This is a genomic window from Desulfotignum balticum DSM 7044 (assembly GCF_000421285.1).
GTDB lineage: Bacteria > Desulfobacterota > Desulfobacteria > Desulfobacterales > Desulfobacteraceae > Desulfotignum > Desulfotignum balticum.
Window position 1 is genome coordinate 1,669,193 of the sequence record NZ_ATWO01000001.1, and the last position, 24,871, is coordinate 1,694,063.

The window sequence follows — 24,871 nt, forward strand, 5'->3', positions numbered from 1 at the left end:
TCCTTTTATTTGGTTTGAATCCGTCCCAGCCGGTGCATGGCCAGGCCGGCGCCCACAATGAGCAGACCTCCGGCAAACAGGTGCCAGGAGACCGGTTCCATGAGAAAGACAATGCCCACGACTGCGGCAAACAGGGTTTCGCTGGACATATAGGCCGCACCTTCAAATCCCTTGCAGAAAAAAAATCCCTGGTTCATGAGCAGCTGGGCCGCCACGGACGTGGCAATGATACCTGCCCCCATGGCCCATTCCACAGCAGAGCCCGGAATCACGGGATGCGTGATGCAAAAGGGCAGGGTGGCCAGGGTGCCCATGGTGCAGAAATAAAAATAGATGATGACCGGACCGTTGTGTTCCCGAAGCGTCCGAATGACCGTGACCGTGAATCCGGACAGCACCGCCCCCATGATGGCCATGGCCTGGCCCAGGGCACTGGCGGATAATCGAAAATCGAACAGGATGGCCACCCCGGCCAGCAGAACCCCGATACACACGATCTGAAACCGGTTCACCTGTTCTTTGTAAATAAGAAACCCGAACAGGGCCGCAAACGCCGGATAGGAATAAAACAACACCACGGCCGTGGACATGGGCAGCAGGCGCAGGGCCGACACCACAAAGAAAAATGCCAGAGAACCGGTGCATCCCCTGAGAATGAGCAGCGGGATGTTGTGTCCTTTGAACGGATTTTTTTTGCGGCTGAACACCAGTGTCAATACCAGCATTCCCCCGAAACAGCGGATGAATCCCAGATGCCAGACCGTGTAATGTTCGGGCATGAGTTTGACAATGGTGGACATGAGGGTGAACAGCAATGCCGCAGACAGCATGAACAAAGGACCTGCCGTGCGGGCGTCCATGAGAACGGTTCGGGTCGGGGTGTATGGCATATGTCAGTGGTCCTTGAAGTCCGTGGGTCAATTGATGGTGTAAAATAGACCCGGCATGCCATGTCTGTCAAACAAATTGCGGTGTGGTTGCGGAATCCTTGGATTTTTTGTTGGATACGGCTGAAAAATGGTGGTATGGTTTGGAGAAAAAACAGACAAGGGCCATGGTATAAAAAAACAGCGTATGATAAAAAAAAGCATGGGAAATGCCGGAAAAAACCAGTAGTCTATTGGCCGGATATGGGGTTGCATTGGGGGCCACGGCCCTGTGGTCGGGCAATTTTATTGTGGCAAGAGGATTGAACGACCTGATTCCGCCGGTGAGCCTGGCATTTTACCGGTGGCTGACCGCCGTTCTGGTGTTCGCTCCTTTTGCGATCCAGGGTTTTGCCAAAGACTGGCCCCGGGTGCGGCCGCATATCGGGTATATGGCAGTCACTGCCTTCATCGGGGTGACCTGTTTCAACACGTTCATCTATATTGCCGGACACACCACCACTGCCATGAACCTGTCTTTGATCGCCATCACCTTTCCGGTGTTTGTGGTGCTGATTTCCCGGGTGTTGTTCAAAGAAGTGCTGACCGTTAAAAGAGCTGTGGGAATCGTGGTTGTGCTGACAGGGGTTGTCTGTCTGATCACCCGGGGTGAGGTCGCCCGGCTGCTGGCCATCCGTTTTGTGGCAGGCGATCTGTGGATGCTGGCATCCGCAGTGCTCTTTGCCGTGTTCAGTATTCTGATCAAACACAAGCCGGAGGGCATCCGGCTGTATATGTTTCAGTTCACGCTGTTTTTTATGGGGCTGATCTTTCTGTTGCCTTTTTTTATCTGGGAACAGGTCCGGATGCCTGGATTGTATTTAAATCGATCCACGCTGCCGGCCGTGCTGTATGTGGGGGTTTTTGCATCGCTTTGTGCTTTTTTGCTCTGGAACCGGGCCATTATCACCCTGGGACCATCCCGGGCCGGGATGATATACTACACGATGCCGCTGTTCAGCGGATTGCTGGCATATCTGTTTCTCGGAGAACATATCGGCCTGGTCCATGCCGTCAGTGCGATGCTGATTCTGTCAGGTATCGTTCTGGCCAATCAAACGCCGCAAGGGGTGAAACAATAAAATGGATCTGTCACGGTTTCAATTTAAAAAGTTACAGACACGGCTTCTGATTTCTTTGTTACTCCCGGTGCTGGTCATTGTCCTTTTGGGCGGGGCCGCCAGTTTCTGGTATTCCCGGGGCATCATGCTGGATCAGTGGCAGGAATCGGCTGTGGTCAAGCTGCAGCGGGCGGCCCATTATATTGAAATGCGGGTTTTCAAGCCGGTGGACCTGCTCAATGTCCTGTTTAAGGTATCTGACCGGAAAGATATTGCGATATCTCCGGATCAGGTGGTGGATTATCTGCTGGTCATGGACGGGGTGGTGTCTGCGGCGTATGAGCCGGCTGATCCGGCAACCGCCCCTCCGGCCGCAAGACTGCCCGGCATGGGGAGTATGGATCGGATGAACATGGCGGAACATCCCGGCATGCGGTTTTCCCGGTCTCAAATCGCCAGTGTGTCCGGCCCCCGGTATCATGCCGATGAGAAAGGCAGAACCGTGATCATGCAGATTTCTCTGTTCGGGGTGTCGGAAAAACGGCTGGGGGATCTGGTTATCCGGATGGAGTTTGATTTTCTGCTCAAAGATATTCTGGCCCTGGGGTGGTGGCAGAGTGACATGGCCTGTATTGTGGATGAGACCGGTGCCTATATGGCCCATACCAACATGACCATGACGGACCGGAAGACCCTCGGGGGATCCGATGATCCGCTGGAGCAGGCTATTTTTGAAAAAATGAATACCCAGCCCTTCGGCACGGTTTCCCTTAAAGGACATCCGCCGGATCTGATTGCGGGGTTTTACAAACTGGCGCAGGTGCCCTGGACCATTATCATGTTTGCCGACGGCCATAAAATTTTAGGCCCCATCGTGACATACAGAAATGGCCTTGCCCTGGGCGTTTTTGTACTGGCCGCCCTGGTGCTGGTATTGATCCGGTTTCACATGTGCCGGATGGTCAGTCAGATCCAGCAGTTGTCTGAAAAGGCTCAGGCCGTGGCAAAAGGGGATTATGGATCTCCCATCCCGGTGAACAGCCGGGATGAAATCGGGCACCTGGTGGAAAGTTTCAACACCATGGTCGAAGGACTGGAGGAGCGGGACCATATCCGCAACAGCTTTGGCCGGTATGTGGACCCGGATTTTGCCAGGACCCTGATGGCGCACCCGGAGGCCGGCCAGCTGGGAGGGGTCCGCCGGGAAGCCGTCATGCTCATGTCGGATATCAGAGGTTTCACCAACATGTCCGAGACCCTGGAACCTGAGGTGATCGTAGCCATTCTGAACCGGTATTTTTCCCATATGATCGAAATCATCCAGACACACCAGGGCATTATTGTGGATTTTTACGGGGATGCGATCCTGGTGTTTTTTGATCCCCTGGACGAACCGACATCAGACACGGTATTGCGGGCGGTTCATTGTGCATTTGATATGCAGTTTAAAATGCCGGAGGTGAACCGGGAGCTGAAAAAACAAAATCTCCCGGACCTGGCCATGGGCATTGGGATCCATGCCGGTCAGGTGGTGGTGGGCAATATCGGATCAGATGCCCGGGCCAAGTATGGGGTGGTGGGATCGGCCGTCAATATCACCAGCCGGGTCCAGGAACAGGCCCGGAAAAAACAGATTCTGATTTCGGATGCAGTGCTGGACAAAACAACCCGGGACAAGGATTTGCAGGTAAAGTCCTCTTTCCCGGCGGACCTGAAAGGGGTGGACCAAGCCATGACGTTGCATGTGATCGAACCCGCAAAACCTTATAAAACTCTGTGCACCTGATATCAATGCTCTTTCCGCTTCTGAAAAAGAGGCTTTTGTGGAACAAAAGCTAAAAAATTACATTGACATTTGTCTTTTATGTGCGACAATATACCCATGACATACAGTCTTGAAACAACGCCGCTTTTTGACAAATGGTTTTCAACCAGGGTCAAAGATCTCAAATACAGGGCACGCATTATTTCAAGATTCGACCGCATACAGATGGGTAATCTTGGAGATTACCGGACCCTGGGTGAGGGTCTGTATGAACTGCGATTTTTCTTTGGACCGGGTTTTCGGATTTATTTCACCATCAGGCAGGGAACCATTGTCTTTCTGCTTTGCGGTGGTGATAAATCCAGCCAGTCCAAAGACATTCAAAAAGCCAGGCAAATTATGGAGGATCTATCATGGGTATGACAACCACTAAATGGGATGCCAGCGAATATCTGGACAGCTCGGAAATGATTTGTGAATATTTAAAAGCCACATTGGAAGAAGGGGACACAGATCTGCTGATGGTCGCCATCGGCAATGTGGCAAAGGCCAAAGGAATGACTGAAATTGCACAGAAAGCCGATCTGAACCGGCAAAATCTTTATAAGGCTCTTTCGGGAAATGGCGCACCCAAATTTGATACGGTCGTAAAAGTACTTCAGGCATTTGGTTTGAAATTGACGCTGGCAACGGCGGATGAAACCCTGCCGGCATCGTAAGGGTCGCGATGCACTGAAAAGTGTCGGTGATGCAGCGATCATGGGGCTGTTTTATGGATGGGAGGATAAAATCTGATCCAGATCCAGATGGCATTTTTTGATTTTGTTGTTTAACGTCGTTCGGGTGATATTCAATAATTTTGCCGCCTCTGTCTTGTTGCCGCCGGTCTGTTTCAATGTCTGTATCAGGGCCATGGCTTCAACTTCATCCAGGGATTTGCCCCCCAGTTCCGGCAGGGGATTTTGGAAAACCTCATCCGGCCGGTAGTTTTTCACCACATCCGCCGGCAGATCTTTTTCTGAAATATACTGCCCCATGGACAGGATCACGGCTCTTTCAACGGCATTTTCAAGTTCCCTGACATTGCTCGGCCATGGATGCTTCATCAGGGCATCCATGGCCACGGGCGTGAATCCCTTGAACAGTTTCCGGTTTTTTTGTGCGTACCGGGTCAGGAAATGCTGGGCCAGCAGGGGAATGTCGTCTGGCCTCTCCTTTAAAGAGGAGATCCTGATATTGATGACGTTCAGGGGGTGGTGGGGTCTTCGGTCAATATCACCAGCCGAATCCAGGAGCAGGCTCGAAAATGGCAGATTCTGATTTCGGATGCCGTGCTGGACAAAATCGCCGAAGGGGTGGATTTGCAGGTGCAGTCTTCTTTTCCGGCAGACCTGAAAGGGGTGGATCAAGCTATGACATTGCATGTGATCGAACCGGCAAAACCTGTATAAAGCCCCGCCTGATGTGGCTTTTTCTCCCCTTCCCGCTCTGGTATATCCCCCCCGCCGAGCTTATGCCGGGAGCAAATCCTTTGCCCATTCCGGCAAGTGATCTGCTTTTGATTCGTAATTTCCGGCCTTCATCACAATGATCTGTTTGAATGGATTCTCTTTGGAGGAATTGTCCAGGATTCTCGCTTCATCCACTATGGACAATGCTGTTTTTATGTGTTGCAGCGTTCTGGGTATCCGGGAGTGAATCTTATCTATCGGGACACGATGCCCTCCCTCTGAGATACGCTGTTTCACACGGGCTTCGTTCAAACGTGAATCAAATAAATGGATATATACAAGAATGATCGTATAGCCATTGGCTTTAGCCCGGGCAAGAAAATCAATTTTTGAGTCATGGGAAAAAACCGTTTCAAAGCAGAAAGATATGCCCTGAGAGATCAAATCCTCTCTGATTTGACCTGCCAGGGTTGCCGCATGATAGCTGACCACTTCCGGGTTCTCGGAATTCAAATCCCTGGCGATCAGATCGGCATTCACAAACGGGATGCCGTATCCGGCAAGATACAAATGATAAAAAGTTGATTTGCCGGCCCCATTTCCGCCGGCCAGCACCCAGAGCTGTCTTGGATCCGCCATCAGAGTGCCCTGAACTCACCGCGTTCGAATGAACCGGTTTGCCTTTCTCCGGTGACAGAATTGACCCGATCCAAATAACCGGGGTGTTCAGCGCTTGCCTCATAAAATATTGCCGCAGTCGTCACTTTTCCGGCCAAAAGCCCTTTGGTCCGGTCGTTTTCAAGCTGATTGAAGATATCGTCTGAATCAATTGAAATCGATTGAACAGAGGGTGGTCCTTTCAGTTTAATGGTTTTGATGCCTTGCGACACGGCAACGGCATCTGAAATACTTAATTTTGATGAAACCGCTTTGCCCAGTATCGCCCAGTACTCAAGCTGTTTGGTCTTTGACCGGTTCTGAATTCTGGCCTCACGCTCCGCCTGTAACGCCAGATCCCGGTCAATTCTTAAAGATACCGTGGTCATCATCGCCCCCCCTGTTCCTGATTCATTTATCATCATATTGATGCATTCTGCTACAGAATACTATTGATTTCAGGGTGTGTCAATGGAATTGACGTCTCTGCAAAGTTTCTGTCTTTGCAAAATCGGTGATCAGCAGCCGGCTGTTACGTCAGCATGCGCCTCCGCTCCACCCACAAAAGGATCCGGGCGGGTTGAATCAGGGTCAGCAGCCAGGACAGGATTGCAAAGAGATCGGGCCTGGCTCGGACATCGTTCCAATACCATTTGCCGAAAATGGCAGCGTTGCCAAATTCGGCAAATGCCGATTTATTCCGAGGCCTCACAGTTGCACAGGTGGCTGAGGATGCACCGCAGCCACCCGCGACCGACTGATTCTTCCGGGGGAAGCCGGATGAAAAAATCTCGGCCCAGATAAAGATCGTCCTGATTGCCGTACCGGATAAAAAATACCGCGACCATTTTTCACCCCACCCATGGGCGCACAAGGTGCAGCAGACCAAAATGCCCTCATGTTCAAATACTGTGTGAATGACCGGAAAATACATGGTTTCCTGTATTAATATCACAAATTGGGTTGTGTATGATGGGGATGTTTGGTTGATACAGCATGTGGTTGTCGCTGTAACCGAACTAAAATGTAATCAGTACCAGCCAGGGCGAATGTTGACAGCAAAGAAGTAAGAAAATCAAATAAAAATAAGGAGCAAAGCATGAAGAGAAAATCTTTATTGATGAACGTATTGGTTGCAATCGCAGTTTTGGCGGTATCCGGTTTCATTGGGGTCCAAAGCAGTATGGCTGTAGAGGAGCACCACCAATCGGGCGCCGCGGAAAAGATGCCGACTTCAATGGAATCCTCCGGCTCCGGCAAGATGTCGGGTTCTGCATCCGGCGACGGCCCCGGTATGATGGGCATGATGGCCGGACCGGATGACGCGGGCGGTCAGGGGATGATGGGCATGATGGACCAAGGCATGATGCGCATGATGATGTCGCATATGATGGGCGGGCCCGGCGGCATGGGAAAAATGATGGGGAAAATGGGTGCCGGAATGAAAGGTCCTGGCGGCGGTCCCCGCGGGATGGCTCAGATGGCCCGCATGCTGGAGGAGCTGAACCTGACGCCCGAGCAGTGGGACCAGGTGCGCGGCCTGGCACGGGAACGATTGGAGAAAATGGCGGATCTTTGGGCGCAGCGCATGAAACTGCAAATCGAGCTGGCTGGCCTGCGCTGGGACCAACAGGTCAACCCCCAGCAAGTAAAAGAAGCGTTTGTTAAGGAAGCTGAAGCCAAGGCCGAGATGTTTCTGACGAGTTTGGATTACCTTCGCAAACTCAAAGGTGTCCTCAATCAGGAACAACTCAAAAAACTGGATGCTCAGGGATTATAAGCAGCCGCCCTTGCATCGAAAATCCATGGCCTTTAAGAAGGTAAAAGCGCTGTCGGAACGAACAGCGGAGCTGCGCTCCAAATTGGACCGGAAACACGACGAGTATCTGATCCAGTGTCGACAGGCGTTTGGAGACCGCGGCTGGGCTTGTCCGGGCGGTGGTCGATGGGGATATTGAGATTCAAATCAAGGTTCAGGGGAAGAAAAAATGAACGTTGCGCTTGCAGTAACGCGGTCATGCCCCCATTGCCCGAGTATTGAGGCGGAGCTGAAAAAAATGGGGATTCCCTATTCCATCCGGTACATGGAAGATGACGTCAAGCTCCAGAATAAACACAACATAAAGGGGTCACCGAATATCCTGGTGGATGGTGAACTGGTTTTCAACGGTATAGACCAGGGTATGCTTCTGGATGCTTCCGGGCATACCAAAATGGCTGTGGGGCACCAGTTTCATTTCGGTCAGCATGGCCAGCATTCTGGATACGGCAAAAATGCTGGCCAGCATGCCGCCGGCGGTGGTCATTATGGCAATGGGCTGAACAATGACGTTACATGGCAGCATCGTTCCAATTTTATCCTCAACCTGCAGCGCTTTGAAAGCAAAGGGCGGATTGCAAGCCCCCAGAATTCGATATTTTTTAAAATCCACATCAAGTTTCTTTTTTAATGTAGCCTTGACGTCATATTAATTTTTTTCTCTTGTTCATGTTTTTTCAGTATGCAGTTATAAATATAACCTCCTGTTCTAAATAATCATTTCTTCTTGAATCCTGAAGTTTTTTGTCATGGAAAACCACTGTGGCACACCCGTTGCAATTCATAAAAATAACGGTGATGCAGCGATCATTAAACAATCGTCATCAATATCGGTAACCATACATGAAAAAGGAGAAAAAAATGAAGAAGACAATAATGTTCATCATCTTAGGGGTGGCTGCAATCGGGTTTTCCATGAACGCGTACGCAATGATGGGAGGTGGCCGGACCCAGTCCGGTCAGACGCAGCATATGTATGACAGCAGCCAGAGAAATCATGGGGATCAGGAATATCGCAACAACGGCAAAGAATCGTATCGCTTTGACCATGGCGCTCATATGGATAGTGACGGCAGGTATAGACAGGAGCATTTTATGGATGATGATTCCTTTTACCATAATGACAGCCATCCGATCGATCATGGGGACAATGGATATGACGGCCGCAATACACAAGACATGCATGACAATGGCCCGCAAGGCCATTAGTTCATAACCAGGGCTTCAGGGCCTAAAATGATTTTAAAGGTAAATTTAAGGAGGGAAAAATGGTTGTTTTCAGAAAAAACGCTGCAATGATGAATAACACATTGAAGGTTGTTATGATTGCGGCAATAGCTATGATTTGGGCAGCCGGTACTGCCCGGGCAGGGTACAAATTTAAAATCAATGAAGCGGTTAAAGGAGAGATTGGTTTCTGGACCCAGGCCTGGTATCAATATGCGGAAAATGCCAGTGACGGCAATGGAGACGGCGTGCTTGATACCGATGTCAATGATTTTATGATACGAAGGGCCTATTTCAGCATCAGCGGCGAGGCCACGCCCTATCTGGGATTTTTCACACATATTGCTGCCGACCGCATCGGTCAGGATAATCTGGATGATTCATCACTGGGCCTTGGCAGCGGTGTCGCATTCAGAGATATTTGGATCACACTGAAACCATCTGATATGCTGAATGTTCAGGTGGGGCGGATGTATATTCCGTTTACGCGAAATTATGGCACTACCTCGACCAAGGCGCTGCTGACAACCGATCTGGACTGGACCCAGGGCGGTATCAGGGGCAATATTTTTTACCCCAGCAAGGTTGGCCGCGATGACGGTGTCACTTTTTGGGGCAATCTGATGGCGGGGAAGTTCCAATATCGGTTCATGGTCGGCGAAGGGGTGGAGAACCCCACCCAGAATCCGGATGATAACCTGAGGTTTGCCGGAAGGGTCAGTTTCAACCTGTTTGATCCTGAGACAGGCTGGTTCAATCAGGGCACCTATCTGGGAAAGAAACAGATTCTTGCATTGGGCCTGGGTGCTGATACGCAAGAACTTGAATTTGGTGCCGGAACCGATGATTATTTTGCCTGGACAGCGGATATCCACTATGACCAGCCTTACAGTAACGGGGGGCCCTGACTGCCGAAGCCGCCTACATCAATATTGAAAATGGTGTGAACAGTATAAAATACAGCCAGTTTGCATCGGGAGATGACGGGTCGATTGTCTCACTGAAAGCAGGGTATCTTTTCCCCGGCCGGATCGGAGTAGGACAGGTACAGCCTTTTGCCCACTATGAACTTATAGATGTGGATGAAACAAACAAAGACGATACACAGGTATATGGTCTGGGATTGAATTATTTTTTCAAGGGACATGCCAATAAATTGAGCATTGATCTTTCATCAGTTGATCAGGGAACAGCAACGACATCTGTACAGGATCATCTGATTTTCACAATCCAGCTGGCAGCCGGATTCTAAAGTCCATTTTAACAGCGGCCTGCTATAAGCGGGCCGCTGTTAAAGGTTTTATCTAAAAAAACAGATTTTAATAATGCGGGGATCTCTCCGAAAATAAGGAAAATAACATGTCACAACCTACAAAAAACAATATCGTAAAAAAAAGTGTCAGGCCCGTTGTCATTTTACTGGTTCTGGTCACTCTGGCTGTTTTGGTAACATCCTGTGCCCGGCCGTGGCGCAGGGGAGGGCATCATCACTATATGAATGACATGGGGCTCAGTCAGGACGGGGGGATAAAATATGGTCAAGATCAAGATGGTATTTTTTAATTTTGTTGTTCAACGTTGTTCGGGTGATGTGCAGTAACTTTGCCGCCTCTGTCTTATTCCCCCCGGTCTGCTTCAGGGTCTCTGTCAAGGCCATGGTTTCAATGTCATCCAGGGATCTGCCGCCGAGCTCAGGCAGGGAATTTGCAGGATCGTGATTCGGTCTGTAGTTTTCCATCACAGTCCCCGGCAGGTCTTTTTCCGAGATATATTGTCCCATGGACAGGATAACCGCCCTTTCAACGGTGTTTTCAAGTTCTCTGACATTGCCGGGCCATGGATGTTTTATCATGGCATCCATGGCCACGGGCGTAAATCCTTTGAACGGTTTTCTGTTTTTTTGCGAGTACCGGGTTAAAAAATGCTGCGCCAGCATAGGAATATCATCGGTTCTCTCCTTTAAGGAGGGAATCCTGATATTGATGACGTTCAGGCGGTAAAACAGATCTTCTCGGAACCGGCCGTCCTTCATTTCCTGTTCCAGGTGTTTGTTGGTGGCCACAATGATCCTGACATCGATGCGGATCGGTCTGTCACTACCGACCCGTTGAATCTCTCTTTCCTGGATGGCTCTCAGCAGTTTTACCTGCATGGACAAAGGGATTTCCCCTATTTCATCTAAAAAAATGGTGCCTTTGTCTGCATGGAGAAACAGACCGTCCCGTTTTTTGTCCGCGCCGGTAAACGCGCCTTTTTCGTGGCCGAACAATTCCGACTCCAGCAGGGTTTCATTCAACGCGGCACAGTTCAAGGAGATCAGCTGGTTTTTGTTTCGGGTGCTGTGATCATGGATGGCTTTGGCAAACAGTTCTTTTCCGGTTCCGCTTTCCCCTGAAATCAGAATGGTGGCATCGGTGGGGGCGGCAATTTTGGCTGTTTCCATTACGTGCTTCATGGCAGAGCTGGATCCGATGATGCGGGAAAATCCGGTGTCAGATGATAGCTTTTTTTTCAGGTCCGCGTTTTCACGGGTCAGCTGCAGATGGCTCATGGCCCGGTCAATGGTGATTTTCAGGTCATCAAAATTCAAGGGTTTTGTCAGATAGTCATAGGCACCCAGCTTCATGGCTTCCACAGCCTTGTCCACCGAGGAATAGGCGGTCATGATGATGATGGGAATGGCCGGATTGAACGTCTTGATTTTTTCGAGGGCTTCCATTCCTCCGATATTTGCCATTCGGACATCCATGAGCACCAGATCATAGGGGGTCTGCTTCACTCCGCTGATGGCATCTTCTCCATCAACAGCGCTGTCAATCGTATGCCCCAGGCTTTTTAAAACGGTTTGAAGCATGGACAGGTGTGCCGTGTCATCATCGACGATCAGGATGTTGCCTTTCATGGTACTTTCCTCTGTTGTTTTTTAAGCGGTATTGAAACAAAAAACGTGGTTCCCTTTCCCGGTGCACTCTCAAGCCAGATCGCGCCGTTATGGCCTTCGACGATTTTGTGGACAATGGCCAGTCCCAGACCGGTTCCCTTTTTTTTGGTGGTATAATAGGGATTGAATACCGCGGGCTGGTCTTCGGGTGAAATCCCTTCCCCAGTATCTGAGACGGCAAAAAGAACGGCCTCTCTTTTCATACTGACATCAACTGTCAGGTCTCCGCCATGTTTCATGGACTGGATGGCATTAATATAAAGATTGAGCAAAACCTGGCTGAACCGGTCCGGATCGAGATGGAGTTCAGGAAGCCGGACGTCGATTTTTTCCTTCACCCGGATGCCGGCGCTTTGGGCCTCATGCCGGATAATGCGCAGTGAATTTTTGATCAACAGCTCCGGCGGTGTGGGACGTAACTGCAAATCAGCCGGCCGGGCGAATTCGAGTAGTTCCGATATGACCCGGTCCACCCGGTCAATTTCTTCAACCATTAACTGCGCGGCTTTCCGATTGTCACTGCCCGCTTCGAACAGGCTGCCGAAAAAACCGGCATATCCCTTGATGGAACTTAAGGGGTTCCTGACTTCGTGTGCAATGCCTGAAGCCAGAGTTCCCAGCGCGGCAAGCCTTTCTTTTCTTCTGATTTTCAGCTCCAGGGCCCGGATCTGGCTCAAATCTTTTAAAATAAAGAGAAATCCTAAGAACTCACCGGCCTGGTCGAATATATTTGTAACCATCATGGAAATGGGGGTTGGGCCTGAGTTTTCAGAGTTGACAACGATCTCTTTTTCCAGGCCTTTTCCGTGGGCATCGGCAATCTTATGCAGATGCCAGATCTCTTCGGGAAGAACTTCATCGGCTGTCTTGTCAGTTACCGCAGAAATATTGATTCCAAGAAGAGAACAGGCGGTATCATTCATATACCGGATGTGCCGGCGCTTATCCACAATGATGATTCCCATGGGAAGGCTGGCAATGGTTTCAGCGGCAAAAGCCCTTGTGTCCTGCAGCAGCCGGTGGGAACGGATGACCTTGCGGGACCAGAACAAAGAAATAATTCCGGCCAGTCCCACGAGAAAAACAATGGTGATCATCACAATGTTGTGTTGCAGGTCCTCGGTAACAGCCTGTTCAAACGGGCGAACATCCATGCCAATGAACATCACGGGCCTGTTTTCAGCATCAAGGGCCGAGGGCATGGGCAACGCCTGTATTTTATCCGGCGGTCTTTGTTTTTCTGCAACTTGCAAAGATGTGGAAAAAAGTGTTTTGTATACTTCGAAATACCTTGTATCGTTTTGTTTATCAACAATCCGCCACTGCGGACCGTCAGGTTCTGTCACAGGGTTATTAAGTGCCGTGTCACTGATCTGTGTGCCGATCATTTTCCGATCGTTATGGGCCAGTATCTTTCCTGATACGTCCACCAAAAAAAGATATGTGATATCAGGGTGGGAAGCCGTTTTTTCCACTAACCTCTGCAAGGCGGCCTGATTGCTCAGCATCCCCGCTTTGACGTCGGTTTCAAAAGATTTTATGAATACAGCACCTTTTTCTTTTAAATGGTTGCCCACATGCTCTTTCTCGCGATTGTACATCATTATGGTCTGAAAAATGATAATCACCATGAGCACAAAACTGATGCAGATGGTGATCCATGGGGAGGCAGAAACCACGAATCGGTTTGTTTTATTAAAATTCATTGGTTACGTTTTCCCAAAGATGATTAAAAATTTACCAAAGCCATTTGAAGTTGTGTCCAATTATTAATCATCCCACCTGATTTTGCAACCCTGCTGTGCTGACTCCAGGGTGAATTCAATTTTTAAAGAATTATAGTATAAATTCAGTCAATTATGACTGATATTGGATGGCCCTGCATTGATTTGATTTTTTAAAACCACGAAGAGCACGAAGGGTAAGAAGGAAGGGTTTCTTCGTGTTCTTCGTGTGCTTCGTGGTAAAATAATCTGGCACGATCATTGCTGTTTATATTTTTCGACCGAGAAAAATAACAGATCAGGAGATGAATATGTGGGGCTGCAATTATATTGGTTCAGGCATGGGACACTGGGTTTTCGGCGGCGGAATCATCGGATTTGGTATTACCGTATTAATACTTGCCCTGATTGGCCTTGTCTTCATCCAATTATATAAATCCGGTAAAAACCGCACACAATACTCAGATACAATGGATTCTCTGAAAATTTTGAAAACACGGTTTGCCAGAGGGGAGATCACGGAGCAGGAATACCGGAAAATGCGGGACATTCTCTGCAAGAATGGTACATCCAAATGATACATTCAGGTGACGGCGGGTTGTTATGGAAATCAAAAAAATAAAAAAACACAGAACACTGCAGGGCAAACTCATTATTCTGTTGCTGTTACCGGTGTTTTTAATTATATTTTCCGGAGGGGCCTTAAGTTTTTTATATACCCGCACTGCCCTGATAAATCAATGGAATGAATCCGCGGTGTTGAAACTTCAGCGGGCCGCTCATTACATTGAGATGCGGCTTTTAAAGCCGGTTGAATTAATTGAAACATTGTTCCAGGTTTCCCGTGAAAAACAGATCCCCCTCTCCCTTGATGAGGTTGCTGCATACCTGGAAACCATCGAAGGTGTTCTGGCGGTCGGTGTCAGAAAAGACACCGGCTTGCAAGCGCCTGCAGCTCACAATCATGGTGCAATGATGGCGTTCGGGGGCATGACACAATTTCGCCACACCCGCATTCTGGACGTGTCCCAGCCGGTATATGACACAGATGCAGGGCATAACGCCGTCATTATGTCAGTAACATTGGTTGATTCAGCAGGCAGCGGCAATGGTCGTATAGAAATCAAGATGAGTTTTAACTATCTGCTCAAGGATATTATTCAACTGGGGTGGTGGCAGAGCGACATGGCCTGCATTGTGGATAAAGCCGGCAAATACATGGCCCATACCAATATGACCATGAAAGGCCGGCATTACCTGGGCGGAGAAAATGATCCCCTGGAACAGGCGATTTTACAGGAAATGAAAACCGCTGTGTCCGGTACTGTGCAGTCCCCCGGTTATCCCCCGGCAATGGTGGCCGGGTTTTATAAGCTGGAACAGGTCCCCTGGACCATTATCCTTTTTGCCAAAGGAAAAAACATATTACAACCCATTACCAATTACAGAAATGCGTTTGTTTTCGGCAGCGGGGTGTTGATTTTTCTTATCCTGCTGCTCATCAGGCAGCATGTGGGGCAAATTGTTCATCAGATAAAAACCCTGTCAAAAAATGCCCGGAAAATTGCCAGAGGGGAATATGGAGAACCTGTAAAGGCAAACAGCAACGATGAGATCGGACAGTTGGTGGAAATATATAATGACATGGTCACAGGATTGAAAGAGCGCGATTTTATCAGGGATTCCTTTGGCCGGTATGTGGATCCGGAATTTGCCAAACTTCTGCTACGGCATCCGGATGCCGGCAATTTGGGCGGGCAGCGGCGGGAAGTCGTTTTAATGATGTCGGATATCAGGGGATTCACACCGCTTTCAGAAACATTGAGTCCTGAAATAATCATTCGGATTCTGAATCAGTATTTTTCCCACATGATAAAAATCATCCAGGACCACGACGGTATTATCGTCGATTTTTTCGGCGACTCCATCCTGGTGTTTTTTGATCCTGTCACAGGGACGATAGAAGACAAGGTTTTTTGCGCCGTTCAATGTGCATCCCGGATGCAGTCTGAAATGGCGGCATTCAATGAAAAAATGCGCCTCCAGCAGATGCCCGGGCTGGACATGGGCATCGGCATCAACGCAGGACAGGTGGTGGTCGGAAATATCGGGTCAGAGACCCGGAGCAAATACGGGGTTGTGGGGTCTGCCGTGAATATCACCAGCCGGATTCAGGCCAAGGCACAAAAAAAAGAGATCCTTATCTCTGAATCGGTTTATGCGTATGTCAGGGACCAGGTCGACATCACTAAAAAATTTACTGCAAAGTTGAAAGGGGTGGAAGGATTAACAACACTTCGTGCAATAGACACTATTTATGCGTTAGGGAAAAGACCATGAAACTTTTTTTAATCCGATCGGTTTTTCTGTGTTTTGGTATCCTGGTGTTGTGTCAGAACAACGCCCGGGCAGGAGAACAAGAAGATCTGACAAAACTGGACTCCAGCCTGTCAACGACCATAAGATTGTCAGATCTGCTTACCTATGCCTATTTGTCCAGTCCGGCCATCACTGCGTCCAAAAAATCCTGGCAGGCGTTTATTGAAAATTACAGGGTCGGCAAAAGCTACCCGGATCCCCAGCTGGCCGCCACCTATTTTCCCCGGCCCATTGAAACCCGGCTTGGCCCCCAGGACTGGAGCCTGACCCTTTCCCAGGTGATTCCCTTTCCAGGCACCCTGTCCCAAAAGGCCCGGGTGCTGGAGGCAGATGTTGCAATCTCCAGACTCAAGGTGGACAAGGCCGTTAAAACCATTGTCACTGAGGTGTCTTTGGCATTTTACGAACTGGTGTATATCCAGAAAGCCATGGCAGTGGCACAGGCCAACCTGGACTTGAATCACCAGATGCTGCAGATCAGCGAAAACGCCTATGCAGATGACAAAGCCCTGTTTTACGATGTATCCAAAGCCCGTTCCCAGACCGCCCAGATACAATATGATATCCTGCTGTTAAAGGAGCTGGAAAAAACACAAAAAACAACCCTCAACACCCTGTTGAACCGTCCCCCCACGGCATTGCTGGGACATGCGGCAGGCACCCTGCCACAAAAAGTGGTGTATTCTCTGGATGAGGTGTATGAACTTGCCATGCTGCACCAGGAAGATATTCTCATGGCTGAGGAAAAGGTGCACAAATCAGAACAGGCCATACAGCTGACACGGCTTGAAACCCTGCCTTCATTCAAGCTGGGCCTGTTTTATGCCGGTATTGGTGATCCGGATGTGCCAAATCCGCCGCCCGATGCCGGTGACGATGCTGTGGGGGTGCAGTTCGGCATGAACATTCCCTTGTGGTCTGGAAAAAATAAAAGCCGGACCGCACAGGCTTTGGCAGAAAAACAAAAAGCACAGGCCCAGAAAACCGAGGCCGCCAACAGGGTCAAGGCCGGGATCAGCCGCTTGTGGTTCAAGCTGGAAAATGCCGAACGGCTGATAACCCTGTATGAAAAAGACCTGCTTCCCCAGGCGGTCTCTTCCGTACAGACGGCAGAAACCTGGTTCAAACAGGGCCAGGGCAGTTTTGCCGATTTTCTGGAAATCCAGGCAACTGCCTACAATTTTCAATTGTCTCTGGAACGGGCCAAAACAGATTATGCCAAGACCCTGGTGCTGCTTGAGCAGGCAGCCGGTGCTGTCCTGGATGCGAAAACCGGGCAGAATACAGGAGAAAAAAAGCCATGAAAATAAATATTTTTACCTTGACAATACCGGTGCTTTTCTTTGCTTCTGTCTGCTTTGCAGATTATGGCGCCATGAAAAAAGAACTGAAAGACTATACCCCCCAAGACAGTTTTGCCATCAGACAATTACCTGATATCGCCGTGCAGAAAACACCTTCCCATACGGCTGTTCCTTTTCCTGTCGGATCACAGATTCCTGACAGATCACAGATACACCATCTCAAGCAGGGGTATGAAAAACAGATATATGGGCCTAATGGTGATGCCGCAGCAATGGGGGTGGATGAAAAAATTTTTGCACAGGTATCTCAAGCAGGCGATGACCCAAAAGCATTTGCAGCGCTCCTTGCGCAGAAGATCGATCTCAAAGAGATAAAAGCCATTGCCGCCTTAAGAAATACAGATATCAAGGCGGCCCGAAAAAAGGTCCTGGCAGAGATCCAGTCCTTTGACCAGGTCACGCACCTAGATGACAGCCTGCAGCAGTATGCGGCGTTCACCGCTGCACTCAACAACCGGGTCGGACCTTTGAAAACAAAAAATTCCATCAGGGCAGGACATCCGTTTCCCGGCCTTGTTGCACTCAAGGGCCGCGTCATCCAAAGCCAGGTGGACATGTTGATGGAGCAGATGAAAATTGCCGGCAAACAGGTGCGCCAGGATGTTGAAAATGCTTATTGGGAGCTTGCGTATACCACCCGGTCCATCCGGATCATCCATGAGACCATGGCCGCATTCGACCGCCTTCTGGATGTGGCTGCATCCCTTTATAAAAGCGGCAGAACCAGTTACCAGGATGTGATCAAGGTCACCATAAAAATAGAAGAACTCAAAGAACAGCGGGTTTCGCTGGAAAATGAAGCAGACAATGTAAAAATCCGGCTGTTTGAACTGATGAACCTTCCGGCAGATACCAGGATGGGTCCGGTGAAAACAGCGCCCCTGCCTGAAACAATTTCCCCGCCTGAAAAATTGGTCTCCCTTGCCAGGGAACACCGCCAGGAACTGGCCGCCATCCGGTTTCAGATCAGCAAACTGCAGTCCATGGTGGAGATGGCTGAATCCATGAAGCAGTCATCGTTTACTTTAGGGTTGTCCTATTTTGAAGCCGACCATGTCAATACCGCCGGCACCGGTGCCCCGCAGCAGCCATTTGGCGAAAAAACCATGGCATCCATGAAAAACAACCAGCCGGTCAACCCCTGGTACGGGGTGGACAGCCCCTGGTTACAGCAGACAAGGCAGACACTGGCAAGCCTTGAGCACACCCTGACAGCCAGAGAGAATGCCACAGACCGCATGGTGTACAATGCCTGGTTTAAAACAGACAAAAATCGGCGGGAACTGGATCTGTACAAAAACAGAATACTGCCTTTGACAAAGTCTGCCCTGGATGTGTCCACCAGGGAATATGAGACCGGATCCATTCCCTTTTCCCAGGCCATCGGGTCCTATACAGACTGGCTGAAGGCGAAACTTGCCATTGCGCAAAAGACAAAAGACTTAGGCATCTCTTTTGCCGCCCTTGAAACGGTTGTAGGTACAAGTTTATAAGCGCACAACACTGCAAGCCCGGCTGAGCAGGGTACCTGCCCGGCTGGACAACGCAAGCAATAGCTGGACAACGCAAGCGTATAAAGCTTGCTTAATGGAAAAATTCAGGGAGAAACGATTTATCATGAATATCAAATCAACCCTGCTGGTTATTATTTTGACGGCACTGATAACAGGTACAGCGGTATTTTTTATAACAACCACCATTGGACCGACATCCTCTGAGAGCAGTAAAGTCCCGTCTGAACAAAATGGCGATGCGGCTTCAAAAGAGCGGAAGATCATCTACTGGAAGGCCCCCATGGACCCCACGGAGATCTACGATGAACCGGGTAAAAGCAAGATGGGCATGGACCTTGTGCCGGTGTATGAAGATGAGGTTTCCGAAGATGAGACGTCCAAAGACGCGGCAGACCGGAAAATCGTATACTGGAAAGCCCCCATGGATCCCACAGAGATCTATGAAGAACCTGGCAAAAGCAAGATGGGTATGGATCTTGTGCCGGTGTATGAAGATGAGGTAAAGGGCGGGGTGGATATTAAAATCAATCCGGTGGTGGAACAGAACATGGGCCTTAAAATCAAACCGGTTGCACAGGGTCCTTTGAACCATATCATCAAAACCTATGGCCATGTGACCTTTGATGAAACCAGAACCGGTATTGTCAGTCCCAAAACCGCAGGGTGGGTTGAAACCCTTTATGCCGATTATACCGGGTTTGTTATTGAAAAGGGCGATCCCCTTTTTGCCATGTATTCTCCGTCCCTGCTGGCATCCCAGGAGGAATATCTGTCAGCCTATAAAAACTTTCAGGCGCGCAGGACCCCTTTGAACAAGGATCTGCTGGAATCTGCCAAAAAAAGACTGGCATACTATGACATTGCAGACCAGGATATCGCTTTTCTGGAACAAACCGGGCAGGTCCGCAAAACCCTGACCATCAGGTCCCGGTTTAAAGGGGTGGTGACCCATAAAAACGTGGTTGAAGGGGCATATGTCAAAGCCGGGGAAAGCCTGTTCACCATTGCGGATCTGTCCACGGTGTGGGTGGAAGCCCATATCTTTGAATATGAGCAGAACCTGGTGTATGAAGGCCAGAGCGTTGAGATGACCCTGTCCTATGACCCGGACAAGGTGTACACGGGAAAAATTGCCTATATTTTTCCCTATCTGCAGCCCAGAACCCGGGATGTGGTCATCAGGATCATCTTTGACAATACAGCGGGTGACCTGAAACCGGACATGTTTGCAAATATAAAAATCAATACCAGCGGAGATGCAGCCGGCCTGATTATCCCTTCCGAGGCGGTGATCCACTCCGGGGAAAAACAGCTGGTTTTTGTGGCCCATGGCAATGGCCGGTTTACCCCCCGGAGGATCACCACGGGTGTCCACCTGGAGGAGGGCAGGGTCCAGGTACTGACAGGACTGGCACAAGGTGAGGATGTCGTGGTGTCCGGCCAGTTCCTGCTGGATTCCGAATCCCGGCTCAAAGAGGCGATCCAGAAGATGATCGCATCCAAATCCGGCACTGCCAAAGAAAAAAAGGAACCATCCCAAAATGATGGGGACAGTTTTTTTGAAGACATGGAAGATGACACAGAATCCGGGGATGATTTTTTCCAGGACATGGAAGATGACACAGAGTCCAAAGATGATTTTTTCCAGGATATGGAATAACAGACAGGGGATGCTGCGATGATAGACAAGATAATTGAATGGTCTGTAAACAACAAATTCATGGTGGTCCTGGCAACTTTTTTTGTCATTGCCGGGGGTATTCTGGCCATGGTCAACACGCCTCTGGATGCCATCCCTGATCTGTCCGACGTGCAGGTCATCATCTATACGGAATATCCGGGCCAGGCCCCCCAGGTGGTGGAGGACCAGGTCACCTATCCCTTGACAACCGCCATGCTCAGCGTGCCGTTTGCCAAGGTGGTCCGGGGGTATTCCTTTTTCGGGTATTCCTTTGTCTACCTGATATTTGAGGACGGTACCGATATCTACTGGGCCAGGTCCCGGGTGATGGAGTACCTAAATTTTGTGTCCGGCCGCCTGCCTGCCGGGGTGACCCCCAGTCTGGGGCCGGATGCCACAGGCGTGGGATGGGTGTATGAATATGTCCTCCAGGACACCACAGGAAACACAGACCTTGCCGAACTCAGGTCGCTTCAGGACTGGTTTGTGCGCTATGAGCTCACCGCGGTTCCCGGTGTATCGGAAGTGGCCAGCATCGGCGGGTTTGTCAAACAATACCAGGTGGAGGTGGATCCCAACAAGCTGGCATCATATGATATTTCCATCCGGAAAATCAAAAACGCCATCCAACAGTCCAATGCAGATGTGGGGGGCAGGCTCATTGAGATGGGGGAAACCGAATTCATGGTCCGGGGCCTGGGGTATATCTCTTCTGTGGAAGATATTGCGCAGATTGTTGTGTCCTTTGATGACAAAGGCACCCCGATCCTGCTGGGGGATATTGCCAATATCCAGATCGGTCCGGAGCTGCGGCGGGGCATTCTGGAATGGAACGGGGAAGGGGAGACCGTGGGCGGCATCGTGGTCATGCGGTATGGGGAAAACGCCCTGGAGGTGATCAAACGGGTCAAGGCAAAACTTGCAGACCTGGAAAAAGGCCTGCCCGAAGGGGTGGAGATCCTAACCGGGTATGACCGGTCCGCTTTGATCCAGCGGGCCGTGGATACCCTTAAAACCAAACTCACCGAGGAGATGATCGTGGTGGCGTTGGTGTGCATCATTTTTCTGTTGCATTTCAGATCAGCATTTGTGGCCATATTTACCCTGCCCGTGGGCATCTTGATGTCATTTATGATCATGTATCCGTTCAACGTCAACGCCAACATCATGAGCCTGGGGGGCATTGCCATTGCCATCGGCGTGATGGTGGATGCCTCCATCGTGATGGTGGAAAACGCCCACAAGCATTTAGAGCGGGACCGGGGCAAAAAAAGCCATTCCCAGATCATTATAGATGCCTCAAAGGAAGTGGGGCCGGCCCTGTTTTTCAGTCTGCTGATCATAACGGTTTCCTTTCTGCCGGTATTCTCCCTCATGGAGCAGTCCGGCCGGCTGTTCAAACCATTGGCCTACACCAAGACAACTGCCATGGCAGCCTCTTCTGTTCTGGCCATCACCATTATCCCGGTGCTCATGATCTTTTTTGTCCGAGAACACCCCATTGATCCGGCCCTGCCCAAAAAAGCAAAGGCAAAAATCTGGGTTCCGGCCCTGGCAGGACCGCCCCTGGCGGTTGTGTGTGCCGGCCTTGCAGGTGTGACCCTGCCGGATATCAGCCTGGTACTGGCCCTGGGACTTTCCGTGTTTTTCGGCATCTGCCTGTTTCCCCAGAAAATCATTGCTGAAAAAAACAATCCTTTGAACCGGTTTCTGATCTGGGTCTATCTGCCTGCGATCAAATGGGTGCTGCACTGGCGCAAAACAACCATACTGGTTGCAGTGGCCGCCATCGCAATTACCTGGTATCCCATGACCCGGGTGGGGAGCGAATTCATGCCGCCTTTGAATGAAGGGGATCTTTTGTACATGCCCACCACGCTGCCCGGTATTTCCATCACCAAGGCCAAAGAGCTTCTCCAGCAGACAGACAAGATCATCCAGCGGTTTCCGGAAGTCAAAACCACCCTGGGAAAGATCGGGCGGGCGGAAACATCAACCGATCCTGCCCCGTTGTCCATGATCGAGACCGTGATCATGCTCCGGCCCCAGGTGGAATATGACATCATTGAAATTCCCCGGTTTTTTTCCGGCTGGCCCGGGTGGCTGAAACAACCGCTCACCTGGATCTGGCCGGAGCAAAAGAACGGCAAGGTGCTGCACGAATGGCGCAAAAAACAGATCGACCGGTTCTACGCCGGATGGCCGGGCTGGCTTGCCGCCCCGTTTGAATGGATACTGCCTGAAGCGCGCTATATCACCATGCAGGAACTGATCGATGACCTGGATGCAGCGGTGAAGTTCCCGGGGGTGACCAATGCCTGGACCATGCCCATCAAGACCCGCATCGACATGCTGTCCACCGGCATCAAAACCCCGGTGGGAATAAAGGTCATGGGACCGGATCTTTCAACCCTGGCCGATCTCGGAGAACAGATCGAAAGCCTGCTTCGGGATAAAAAAGGGACCCTGTCCGTGTTTTCCGAACGGGTCACCGGCGGCAACTACCTGGATTTCACCATCAACCGCCGGGAAATTGCCCGGTACGGGCTAACGGTGCAGGATGTCCAGGACATTATCAAGACCGCCATCGGCGGGATGAATGTCACCTATACCGTGGAGGGACTGGAACGGTATCCGGTCAATCTGCGGTACAACCGGGAGTTCCGGGACAATCTCCACATGCTGCGCCGGGTGTTTGTGCCCACCCCGTCCGGTGCCCAGGTGCCGTTGACCCAGCTGGCCGATATTGCCATAAAAAAAGGCCCGGCCGGCATAAAGAGTGAAAATTCCAAAAGAAGTGCCTGGGTGTTTGTGGATATCAAAGGAATGGATCTGGGCACCTATGTAAAGCAGGCCCGGCAGCTGGTGGATGAAAACATTGATCTGCCGTCAGGATATTCCCTTGTGTGGTCCGGCCAGTATGAATATATGGAAAAGGCGAAAAAAACTCTGCGGCTTATTATTCCGGCCACCCTGCTGGTGATATTCATCCTGCTGTATATCCATTTCGGCAACCTGACCGAGGTGGTCATTGTGATGGCCAGCCTGCCTTTTTCTCTGATCGGGGGGTTCTGGCTGATCTATGTTCTGGGATACAACATGTCTGTGGCCGTGGGGGTGGGGTTTATCGCCCTGGCAGGGCTTGCCACGGAAACCGGCATTGTGATGCTGGTGTATCTGGATGAGGTATATAAGCGCAAAAAAAAGGAAAACCGCATGCGCACGGCATCAGATCTGTACGGGGCAGTTGTTGAAGGGGCCGTGGACAGGGTCCGGCCCAAAATAATGACCGTTGCCACCACCCTGATCGGTCTGTTGCCGGTGATGTACGGCAGCGGGGCCGGCTCCCAGATCATGAAGCGCATTGCAGCACCCATGGTGGGGGGACTTGTGTCTTCCGCCGTCATGACGTTGATTATCATTCCGGTCATCTACATTCTGTGGAAAACCCGGGAAATTAATAACAACAACAATATGTAAGAAAGGATGTTTACCCATGAAAAAAATACCATTAACAATTATGTGTCTAGTTGCCCTGGCAGCTGCCCTGGTTTTCTTTTCAACCACTGCTTCTGCAATGGATGACGGCCATGATATGGATGCATCAGACAAAATCGGAGAGCTGTTCCATGAATCCATGCAAAAGGGGTATATGCTGTCCTATTACCTGATGGACCTTCGAAACCAGGGTGATGACAAGGCTGCTGATGATTCCTCAGGGGATCATGCGTCCCATGGAGCAAAACAGATGGACAAGCCCCATCACATCATGGTGTATATCATGGACAAAGACCATAACCCTGTGACAGATGCCAAAGTGGGGTTTATGATTAAAAACGATGCCGAAGAAACCCAGAAAATCATGGCCATGTACATGAGCAAAGGATTTGGCATTACTGCTGACATGAAGGCAAAAGGGGTGTATGAGATCGCGGTCAAGGCGGTGGTTGACGACGTTACACTCATGGACCGGTTCAGCCATGAGATGAAGTAGCCGGGTGCCGGCCTTCACTGAACCTTTGCCGGGCGCTTTCTGTGGACTTCACCTGTCCTGGGGGGTCCCGGCTGGTCAAAAGACTCATGCTTGCCGGTCCCGGTGTGTTAAGTGACCCGTGCCGGGCGGCCCCTGTGGGTCTCACCCTCTGTCACGGTTGACAGTGTGTAGGGCATGCTGCGCTGAACGCCAAAAACTGCGGGCAGGTATGTCCTCAAACAGTTTGTCGTTTTTACCGCTCCGCATGCCCAACACACTGTAACAACCGCGTCAGAATGGGATTCCGACCCACAGGAACCGCCCGGCACTAGTCGCTGACAGCAGCGATGAACATTGATGAACCCCATAATGGCGAAGCGGAACCGGGG

The 24,871-nt window shown here is 50.3% G+C and carries 23 protein-coding genes and 2 pseudogenes; 16 read left to right on the top strand and 9 right to left on the bottom strand.

Going from position 1 to position 24,871, the window contains the following annotated elements; translation table 11 throughout:
• Window positions 1-5 precede the first annotated feature (5 nt).
• Window positions 6-890 (bottom strand): DMT family transporter, encoded by an 885-nt coding sequence (locus K365_RS0108385; protein WP_006965288.1) that lies wholly within the window; start codon window positions 888-890, stop codon window positions 6-8.
• A 206-nt stretch (window positions 891-1,096) separates the two neighbouring features.
• On the opposite strand from K365_RS0108385, the gene K365_RS0108395 reads away from it, so the two are divergent.
• From K365_RS0108395 to K365_RS0108410, 4 genes are all read left to right on the top strand, one after another.
• The gene (locus K365_RS0108395) at window positions 1,097-2,008 is read left to right on the top strand and encodes a DMT family transporter (protein WP_024334224.1); all 912 of its coding nucleotides are present in this window, start codon (window positions 1,097-1,099) and stop codon (window positions 2,006-2,008) included.
• Window position 2,009: 1 nt separating this feature from the next.
• A complete protein-coding gene (locus K365_RS26435; RefSeq protein ID WP_024334225.1) occupies window positions 2,010-3,773 on the top strand; it encodes an adenylate/guanylate cyclase domain-containing protein in 1,764 nt (587 codons plus the stop codon).
• A 96-nt stretch (window positions 3,774-3,869) separates the two neighbouring features.
• Window positions 3,870-4,175, top strand: a complete 306-nt coding sequence (locus K365_RS0108405) for a type II toxin-antitoxin system RelE/ParE family toxin (protein WP_024334226.1) — start codon at window positions 3,870-3,872, stop codon at window positions 4,173-4,175.
• Window positions 4,166-4,471, top strand: coding sequence for an addiction module antidote protein (locus K365_RS0108410; protein ID WP_006965292.1), 306 nt, complete (start codon window positions 4,166-4,168; stop codon window positions 4,469-4,471). The genes K365_RS0108405 and K365_RS0108410 overlap by 10 nt, the downstream gene beginning before the upstream one ends.
• Before the next feature lie 51 nt (window positions 4,472-4,522).
• Here the strand turns inward: K365_RS0108410 and K365_RS25610 are convergent, their stop codons facing one another.
• The 4 genes from K365_RS25610 to K365_RS0108430 all read right to left on the bottom strand — a co-directional run bounded on the left by K365_RS25610 (window position 4,523) and on the right by K365_RS0108430 (window position 6,794).
• A complete protein-coding gene (locus tag K365_RS25610) occupies window positions 4,523-5,176 on the bottom strand; it encodes an AAA-type ATPase lid domain-containing protein (protein ID WP_084489786.1) in 654 nt (217 codons plus the stop codon).
• Window positions 5,177-5,263: 87 nt separating this feature from the next.
• Window positions 5,264-5,842, bottom strand: coding sequence for an ATPase (locus K365_RS0108420; RefSeq protein WP_024334228.1), 579 nt, complete (start codon window positions 5,840-5,842; stop codon window positions 5,264-5,266).
• A complete protein-coding gene (locus tag K365_RS0108425; RefSeq protein WP_245569149.1) occupies window positions 5,842-6,285 on the bottom strand; it encodes a ParD-like family protein in 444 nt (147 codons plus the stop codon). Before K365_RS0108425 ends, K365_RS0108420 begins: the two co-directional genes overlap by 1 nt.
• 107 nt (window positions 6,286-6,392) lie before the next feature.
• Window positions 6,393-6,794 carry a hypothetical protein gene (locus tag K365_RS0108430; RefSeq protein ID WP_024334229.1) on the bottom strand — a complete coding sequence of 134 codons (402 nt, stop codon included), beginning with the start codon at window positions 6,792-6,794 and terminating at the stop codon, window positions 6,393-6,395.
• A 165-nt stretch (window positions 6,795-6,959) separates the two neighbouring features.
• Here K365_RS0108430 and K365_RS26440 point away from each other — a divergent pair, with 165 nt between their 5' ends.
• Entirely contained in the window at window positions 6,960-7,640 is a 681-nt protein-coding gene (locus K365_RS26440) for a Spy/CpxP family protein refolding chaperone (protein WP_024334230.1), read from the top strand.
• 32 nt (window positions 7,641-7,672) lie between these two features.
• Here K365_RS26440 and K365_RS28225 read toward each other — a convergent pair whose 3' ends face one another.
• Window positions 7,673-7,879: a hypothetical protein gene (locus K365_RS28225; RefSeq protein ID WP_169432908.1), complete on the bottom strand. Its 207-nt coding sequence runs from the start codon at window positions 7,877-7,879 to the stop codon at window positions 7,673-7,675.
• Here K365_RS28225 and K365_RS29345 point away from each other — a divergent pair.
• Window positions 7,849-7,971: pseudogene (locus tag K365_RS29345) on the top strand (hypothetical protein); the annotation flags it as partial. The gene K365_RS28225 and the pseudogene K365_RS29345 overlap by 31 nt on opposite strands.
• Window positions 7,972-7,989: 18 nt before the next feature.
• Here the strand turns inward: K365_RS29345 and K365_RS28395 are convergent.
• Window positions 7,990-8,313 (bottom strand): annotated as a pseudogene (locus K365_RS28395) (DUF302 domain-containing protein); the annotation flags it as partial.
• Between the two features lie 227 nt (window positions 8,314-8,540).
• Between K365_RS28395 and K365_RS0108455 the strand changes: the two are divergent.
• The 3 genes from K365_RS0108455 (at window position 8,541) to K365_RS0108465 (ending at window position 10,158) form a co-directional block, all read left to right on the top strand.
• On the top strand, window positions 8,541-8,888 hold the full coding sequence (locus K365_RS0108455; RefSeq protein ID WP_006965299.1) for a hypothetical protein: 348 nt from the start codon (window positions 8,541-8,543) through the stop codon (window positions 8,886-8,888).
• A gap of 131 nt (window positions 8,889-9,019) precedes the next feature.
• Window positions 9,020-9,814 carry a porin gene (locus tag K365_RS0108460; protein ID WP_169432936.1) on the top strand — a complete coding sequence of 265 codons (795 nt, stop codon included), beginning with the start codon at window positions 9,020-9,022 and terminating at the stop codon, window positions 9,812-9,814.
• 35 nt (window positions 9,815-9,849) lie between these two features.
• Window positions 9,850-10,158 carry a hypothetical protein gene (locus K365_RS0108465; protein WP_024334234.1) on the top strand — a complete coding sequence of 103 codons (309 nt, stop codon included), beginning with the start codon at window positions 9,850-9,852 and terminating at the stop codon, window positions 10,156-10,158.
• A 258-nt stretch (window positions 10,159-10,416) separates the two neighbouring features.
• Here the strand turns inward: K365_RS0108465 and K365_RS0108470 are convergent, their stop codons facing one another.
• Together K365_RS0108470 and K365_RS0108475 are read right to left on the bottom strand one after the other, a co-directional pair.
• The gene (locus tag K365_RS0108470; protein ID WP_024334235.1) at window positions 10,417-11,808 is read right to left on the bottom strand and encodes a sigma-54-dependent transcriptional regulator; all 1,392 of its coding nucleotides are present in this window, start codon (window positions 11,806-11,808) and stop codon (window positions 10,417-10,419) included.
• Window positions 11,805-13,553, bottom strand: a complete 1,749-nt coding sequence (locus K365_RS0108475) for a PAS domain-containing sensor histidine kinase (protein ID WP_024334236.1) — start codon at window positions 13,551-13,553, stop codon at window positions 11,805-11,807. Before K365_RS0108475 ends, K365_RS0108470 begins: the two co-directional genes overlap by 4 nt.
• Window positions 13,554-14,041: 488 nt before the next feature.
• Here K365_RS0108475 and K365_RS29350 point away from each other — a divergent pair, with 488 nt between their 5' ends.
• The 7 genes from K365_RS29350 (at window position 14,042) to K365_RS0108510 (ending at window position 24,503) form a co-directional block, all read left to right on the top strand.
• Window positions 14,042-14,149: an SHOCT domain-containing protein gene (locus K365_RS29350; RefSeq protein WP_353740170.1), complete on the top strand. Its 108-nt coding sequence runs from the start codon at window positions 14,042-14,044 to the stop codon at window positions 14,147-14,149.
• Window positions 14,150-14,174: 25 nt separating this feature from the next.
• The gene (locus tag K365_RS26445; protein ID WP_024334237.1) at window positions 14,175-15,911 is read left to right on the top strand and encodes an adenylate/guanylate cyclase domain-containing protein; all 1,737 of its coding nucleotides are present in this window, start codon (window positions 14,175-14,177) and stop codon (window positions 15,909-15,911) included.
• Window positions 15,908-17,254: a TolC family protein gene (locus K365_RS0108490; protein WP_006965311.1), complete on the top strand. Its 1,347-nt coding sequence runs from the start codon at window positions 15,908-15,910 to the stop codon at window positions 17,252-17,254. Before K365_RS26445 ends, K365_RS0108490 begins: the two co-directional genes overlap by 4 nt.
• Window positions 17,251-18,807, top strand: coding sequence for a TolC family protein (locus K365_RS0108495; RefSeq protein ID WP_024334238.1), 1,557 nt, complete (start codon window positions 17,251-17,253; stop codon window positions 18,805-18,807). The genes K365_RS0108490 and K365_RS0108495 overlap by 4 nt, the downstream gene beginning before the upstream one ends.
• Window positions 18,808-18,931: 124 nt before the next feature.
• Window positions 18,932-20,488 (top strand): efflux RND transporter periplasmic adaptor subunit, encoded by a 1,557-nt coding sequence (locus K365_RS0108500; protein WP_024334239.1) that lies wholly within the window; start codon window positions 18,932-18,934, stop codon window positions 20,486-20,488.
• An 18-nt stretch (window positions 20,489-20,506) separates the two neighbouring features.
• Window positions 20,507-23,989 (top strand): efflux RND transporter permease subunit, encoded by a 3,483-nt coding sequence (locus K365_RS0108505; RefSeq protein WP_024334240.1) that lies wholly within the window; start codon window positions 20,507-20,509, stop codon window positions 23,987-23,989.
• Between the two features lie 16 nt (window positions 23,990-24,005).
• The gene (locus K365_RS0108510; protein WP_156887700.1) at window positions 24,006-24,503 is read left to right on the top strand and encodes a hypothetical protein; all 498 of its coding nucleotides are present in this window, start codon (window positions 24,006-24,008) and stop codon (window positions 24,501-24,503) included.
• Window positions 24,504-24,871: the final 368 nt, after the last annotated feature.

Excerpts from the sequence above, each read along its gene's own strand:
- K365_RS0108385 (WP_006965288.1), bottom strand. The coding sequence starts at position 890 with ATGCCATACACCCCGACCCGAACCGTTCTCATGGACGCCCGCACGGCA.
- K365_RS0108395 (WP_024334224.1), top strand. The coding sequence starts at position 1,097 with ATGCCGGAAAAAACCAGTAGTCTATTGGCCGGATATGGGGTTGCATTG.
- K365_RS26435 (WP_024334225.1), top strand. The coding sequence starts at position 2,010 with ATGGATCTGTCACGGTTTCAATTTAAAAAGTTACAGACACGGCTTCTG.
- K365_RS0108405 (WP_024334226.1), top strand. The coding sequence starts at position 3,870 with ATGACATACAGTCTTGAAACAACGCCGCTTTTTGACAAATGGTTTTCA.
- K365_RS0108410 (WP_006965292.1), top strand. The coding sequence starts at position 4,166 with ATGGGTATGACAACCACTAAATGGGATGCCAGCGAATATCTGGACAGC.
- K365_RS25610 (WP_084489786.1), bottom strand. The coding sequence starts at position 5,176 with ATGCAATGTCATAGCTTGATCCACCCCTTTCAGGTCTGCCGGAAAAGA.
- K365_RS0108420 (WP_024334228.1), bottom strand. The coding sequence starts at position 5,842 with ATGGCGGATCCAAGACAGCTCTGGGTGCTGGCCGGCGGAAATGGGGCC.
- K365_RS0108425 (WP_245569149.1), bottom strand. The coding sequence starts at position 6,285 with ATGATGATAAATGAATCAGGAACAGGGGGGGCGATGATGACCACGGTA.
- K365_RS0108430 (WP_024334229.1), bottom strand. The coding sequence starts at position 6,794 with ATGTATTTTCCGGTCATTCACACAGTATTTGAACATGAGGGCATTTTG.
- K365_RS26440 (WP_024334230.1), top strand. The coding sequence starts at position 6,960 with ATGAAGAGAAAATCTTTATTGATGAACGTATTGGTTGCAATCGCAGTT.
- K365_RS28225 (WP_169432908.1), bottom strand. The coding sequence starts at position 7,879 with ATGACCGCGTTACTGCAAGCGCAACGTTCATTTTTTCTTCCCCTGAAC.
- K365_RS0108455 (WP_006965299.1), top strand. The coding sequence starts at position 8,541 with ATGAAGAAGACAATAATGTTCATCATCTTAGGGGTGGCTGCAATCGGG.
- K365_RS0108460 (WP_169432936.1), top strand. The coding sequence starts at position 9,020 with ATGATTTGGGCAGCCGGTACTGCCCGGGCAGGGTACAAATTTAAAATC.
- K365_RS0108470 (WP_024334235.1), bottom strand. The coding sequence starts at position 11,808 with ATGAAAGGCAACATCCTGATCGTCGATGATGACACGGCACACCTGTCC.
- K365_RS0108475 (WP_024334236.1), bottom strand. The coding sequence starts at position 13,553 with ATGAATTTTAATAAAACAAACCGATTCGTGGTTTCTGCCTCCCCATGG.
- K365_RS29350 (WP_353740170.1), top strand. The coding sequence starts at position 14,042 with ATGGATTCTCTGAAAATTTTGAAAACACGGTTTGCCAGAGGGGAGATC.
- K365_RS26445 (WP_024334237.1), top strand. The coding sequence starts at position 14,175 with ATGGAAATCAAAAAAATAAAAAAACACAGAACACTGCAGGGCAAACTC.
- K365_RS0108490 (WP_006965311.1), top strand. The coding sequence starts at position 15,908 with ATGAAACTTTTTTTAATCCGATCGGTTTTTCTGTGTTTTGGTATCCTG.
- K365_RS0108495 (WP_024334238.1), top strand. The coding sequence starts at position 17,251 with ATGAAAATAAATATTTTTACCTTGACAATACCGGTGCTTTTCTTTGCT.
- K365_RS0108500 (WP_024334239.1), top strand. The coding sequence starts at position 18,932 with ATGAATATCAAATCAACCCTGCTGGTTATTATTTTGACGGCACTGATA.
- K365_RS0108505 (WP_024334240.1), top strand. The coding sequence starts at position 20,507 with ATGATAGACAAGATAATTGAATGGTCTGTAAACAACAAATTCATGGTG.
- K365_RS0108510 (WP_156887700.1), top strand. The coding sequence starts at position 24,006 with ATGAAAAAAATACCATTAACAATTATGTGTCTAGTTGCCCTGGCAGCT.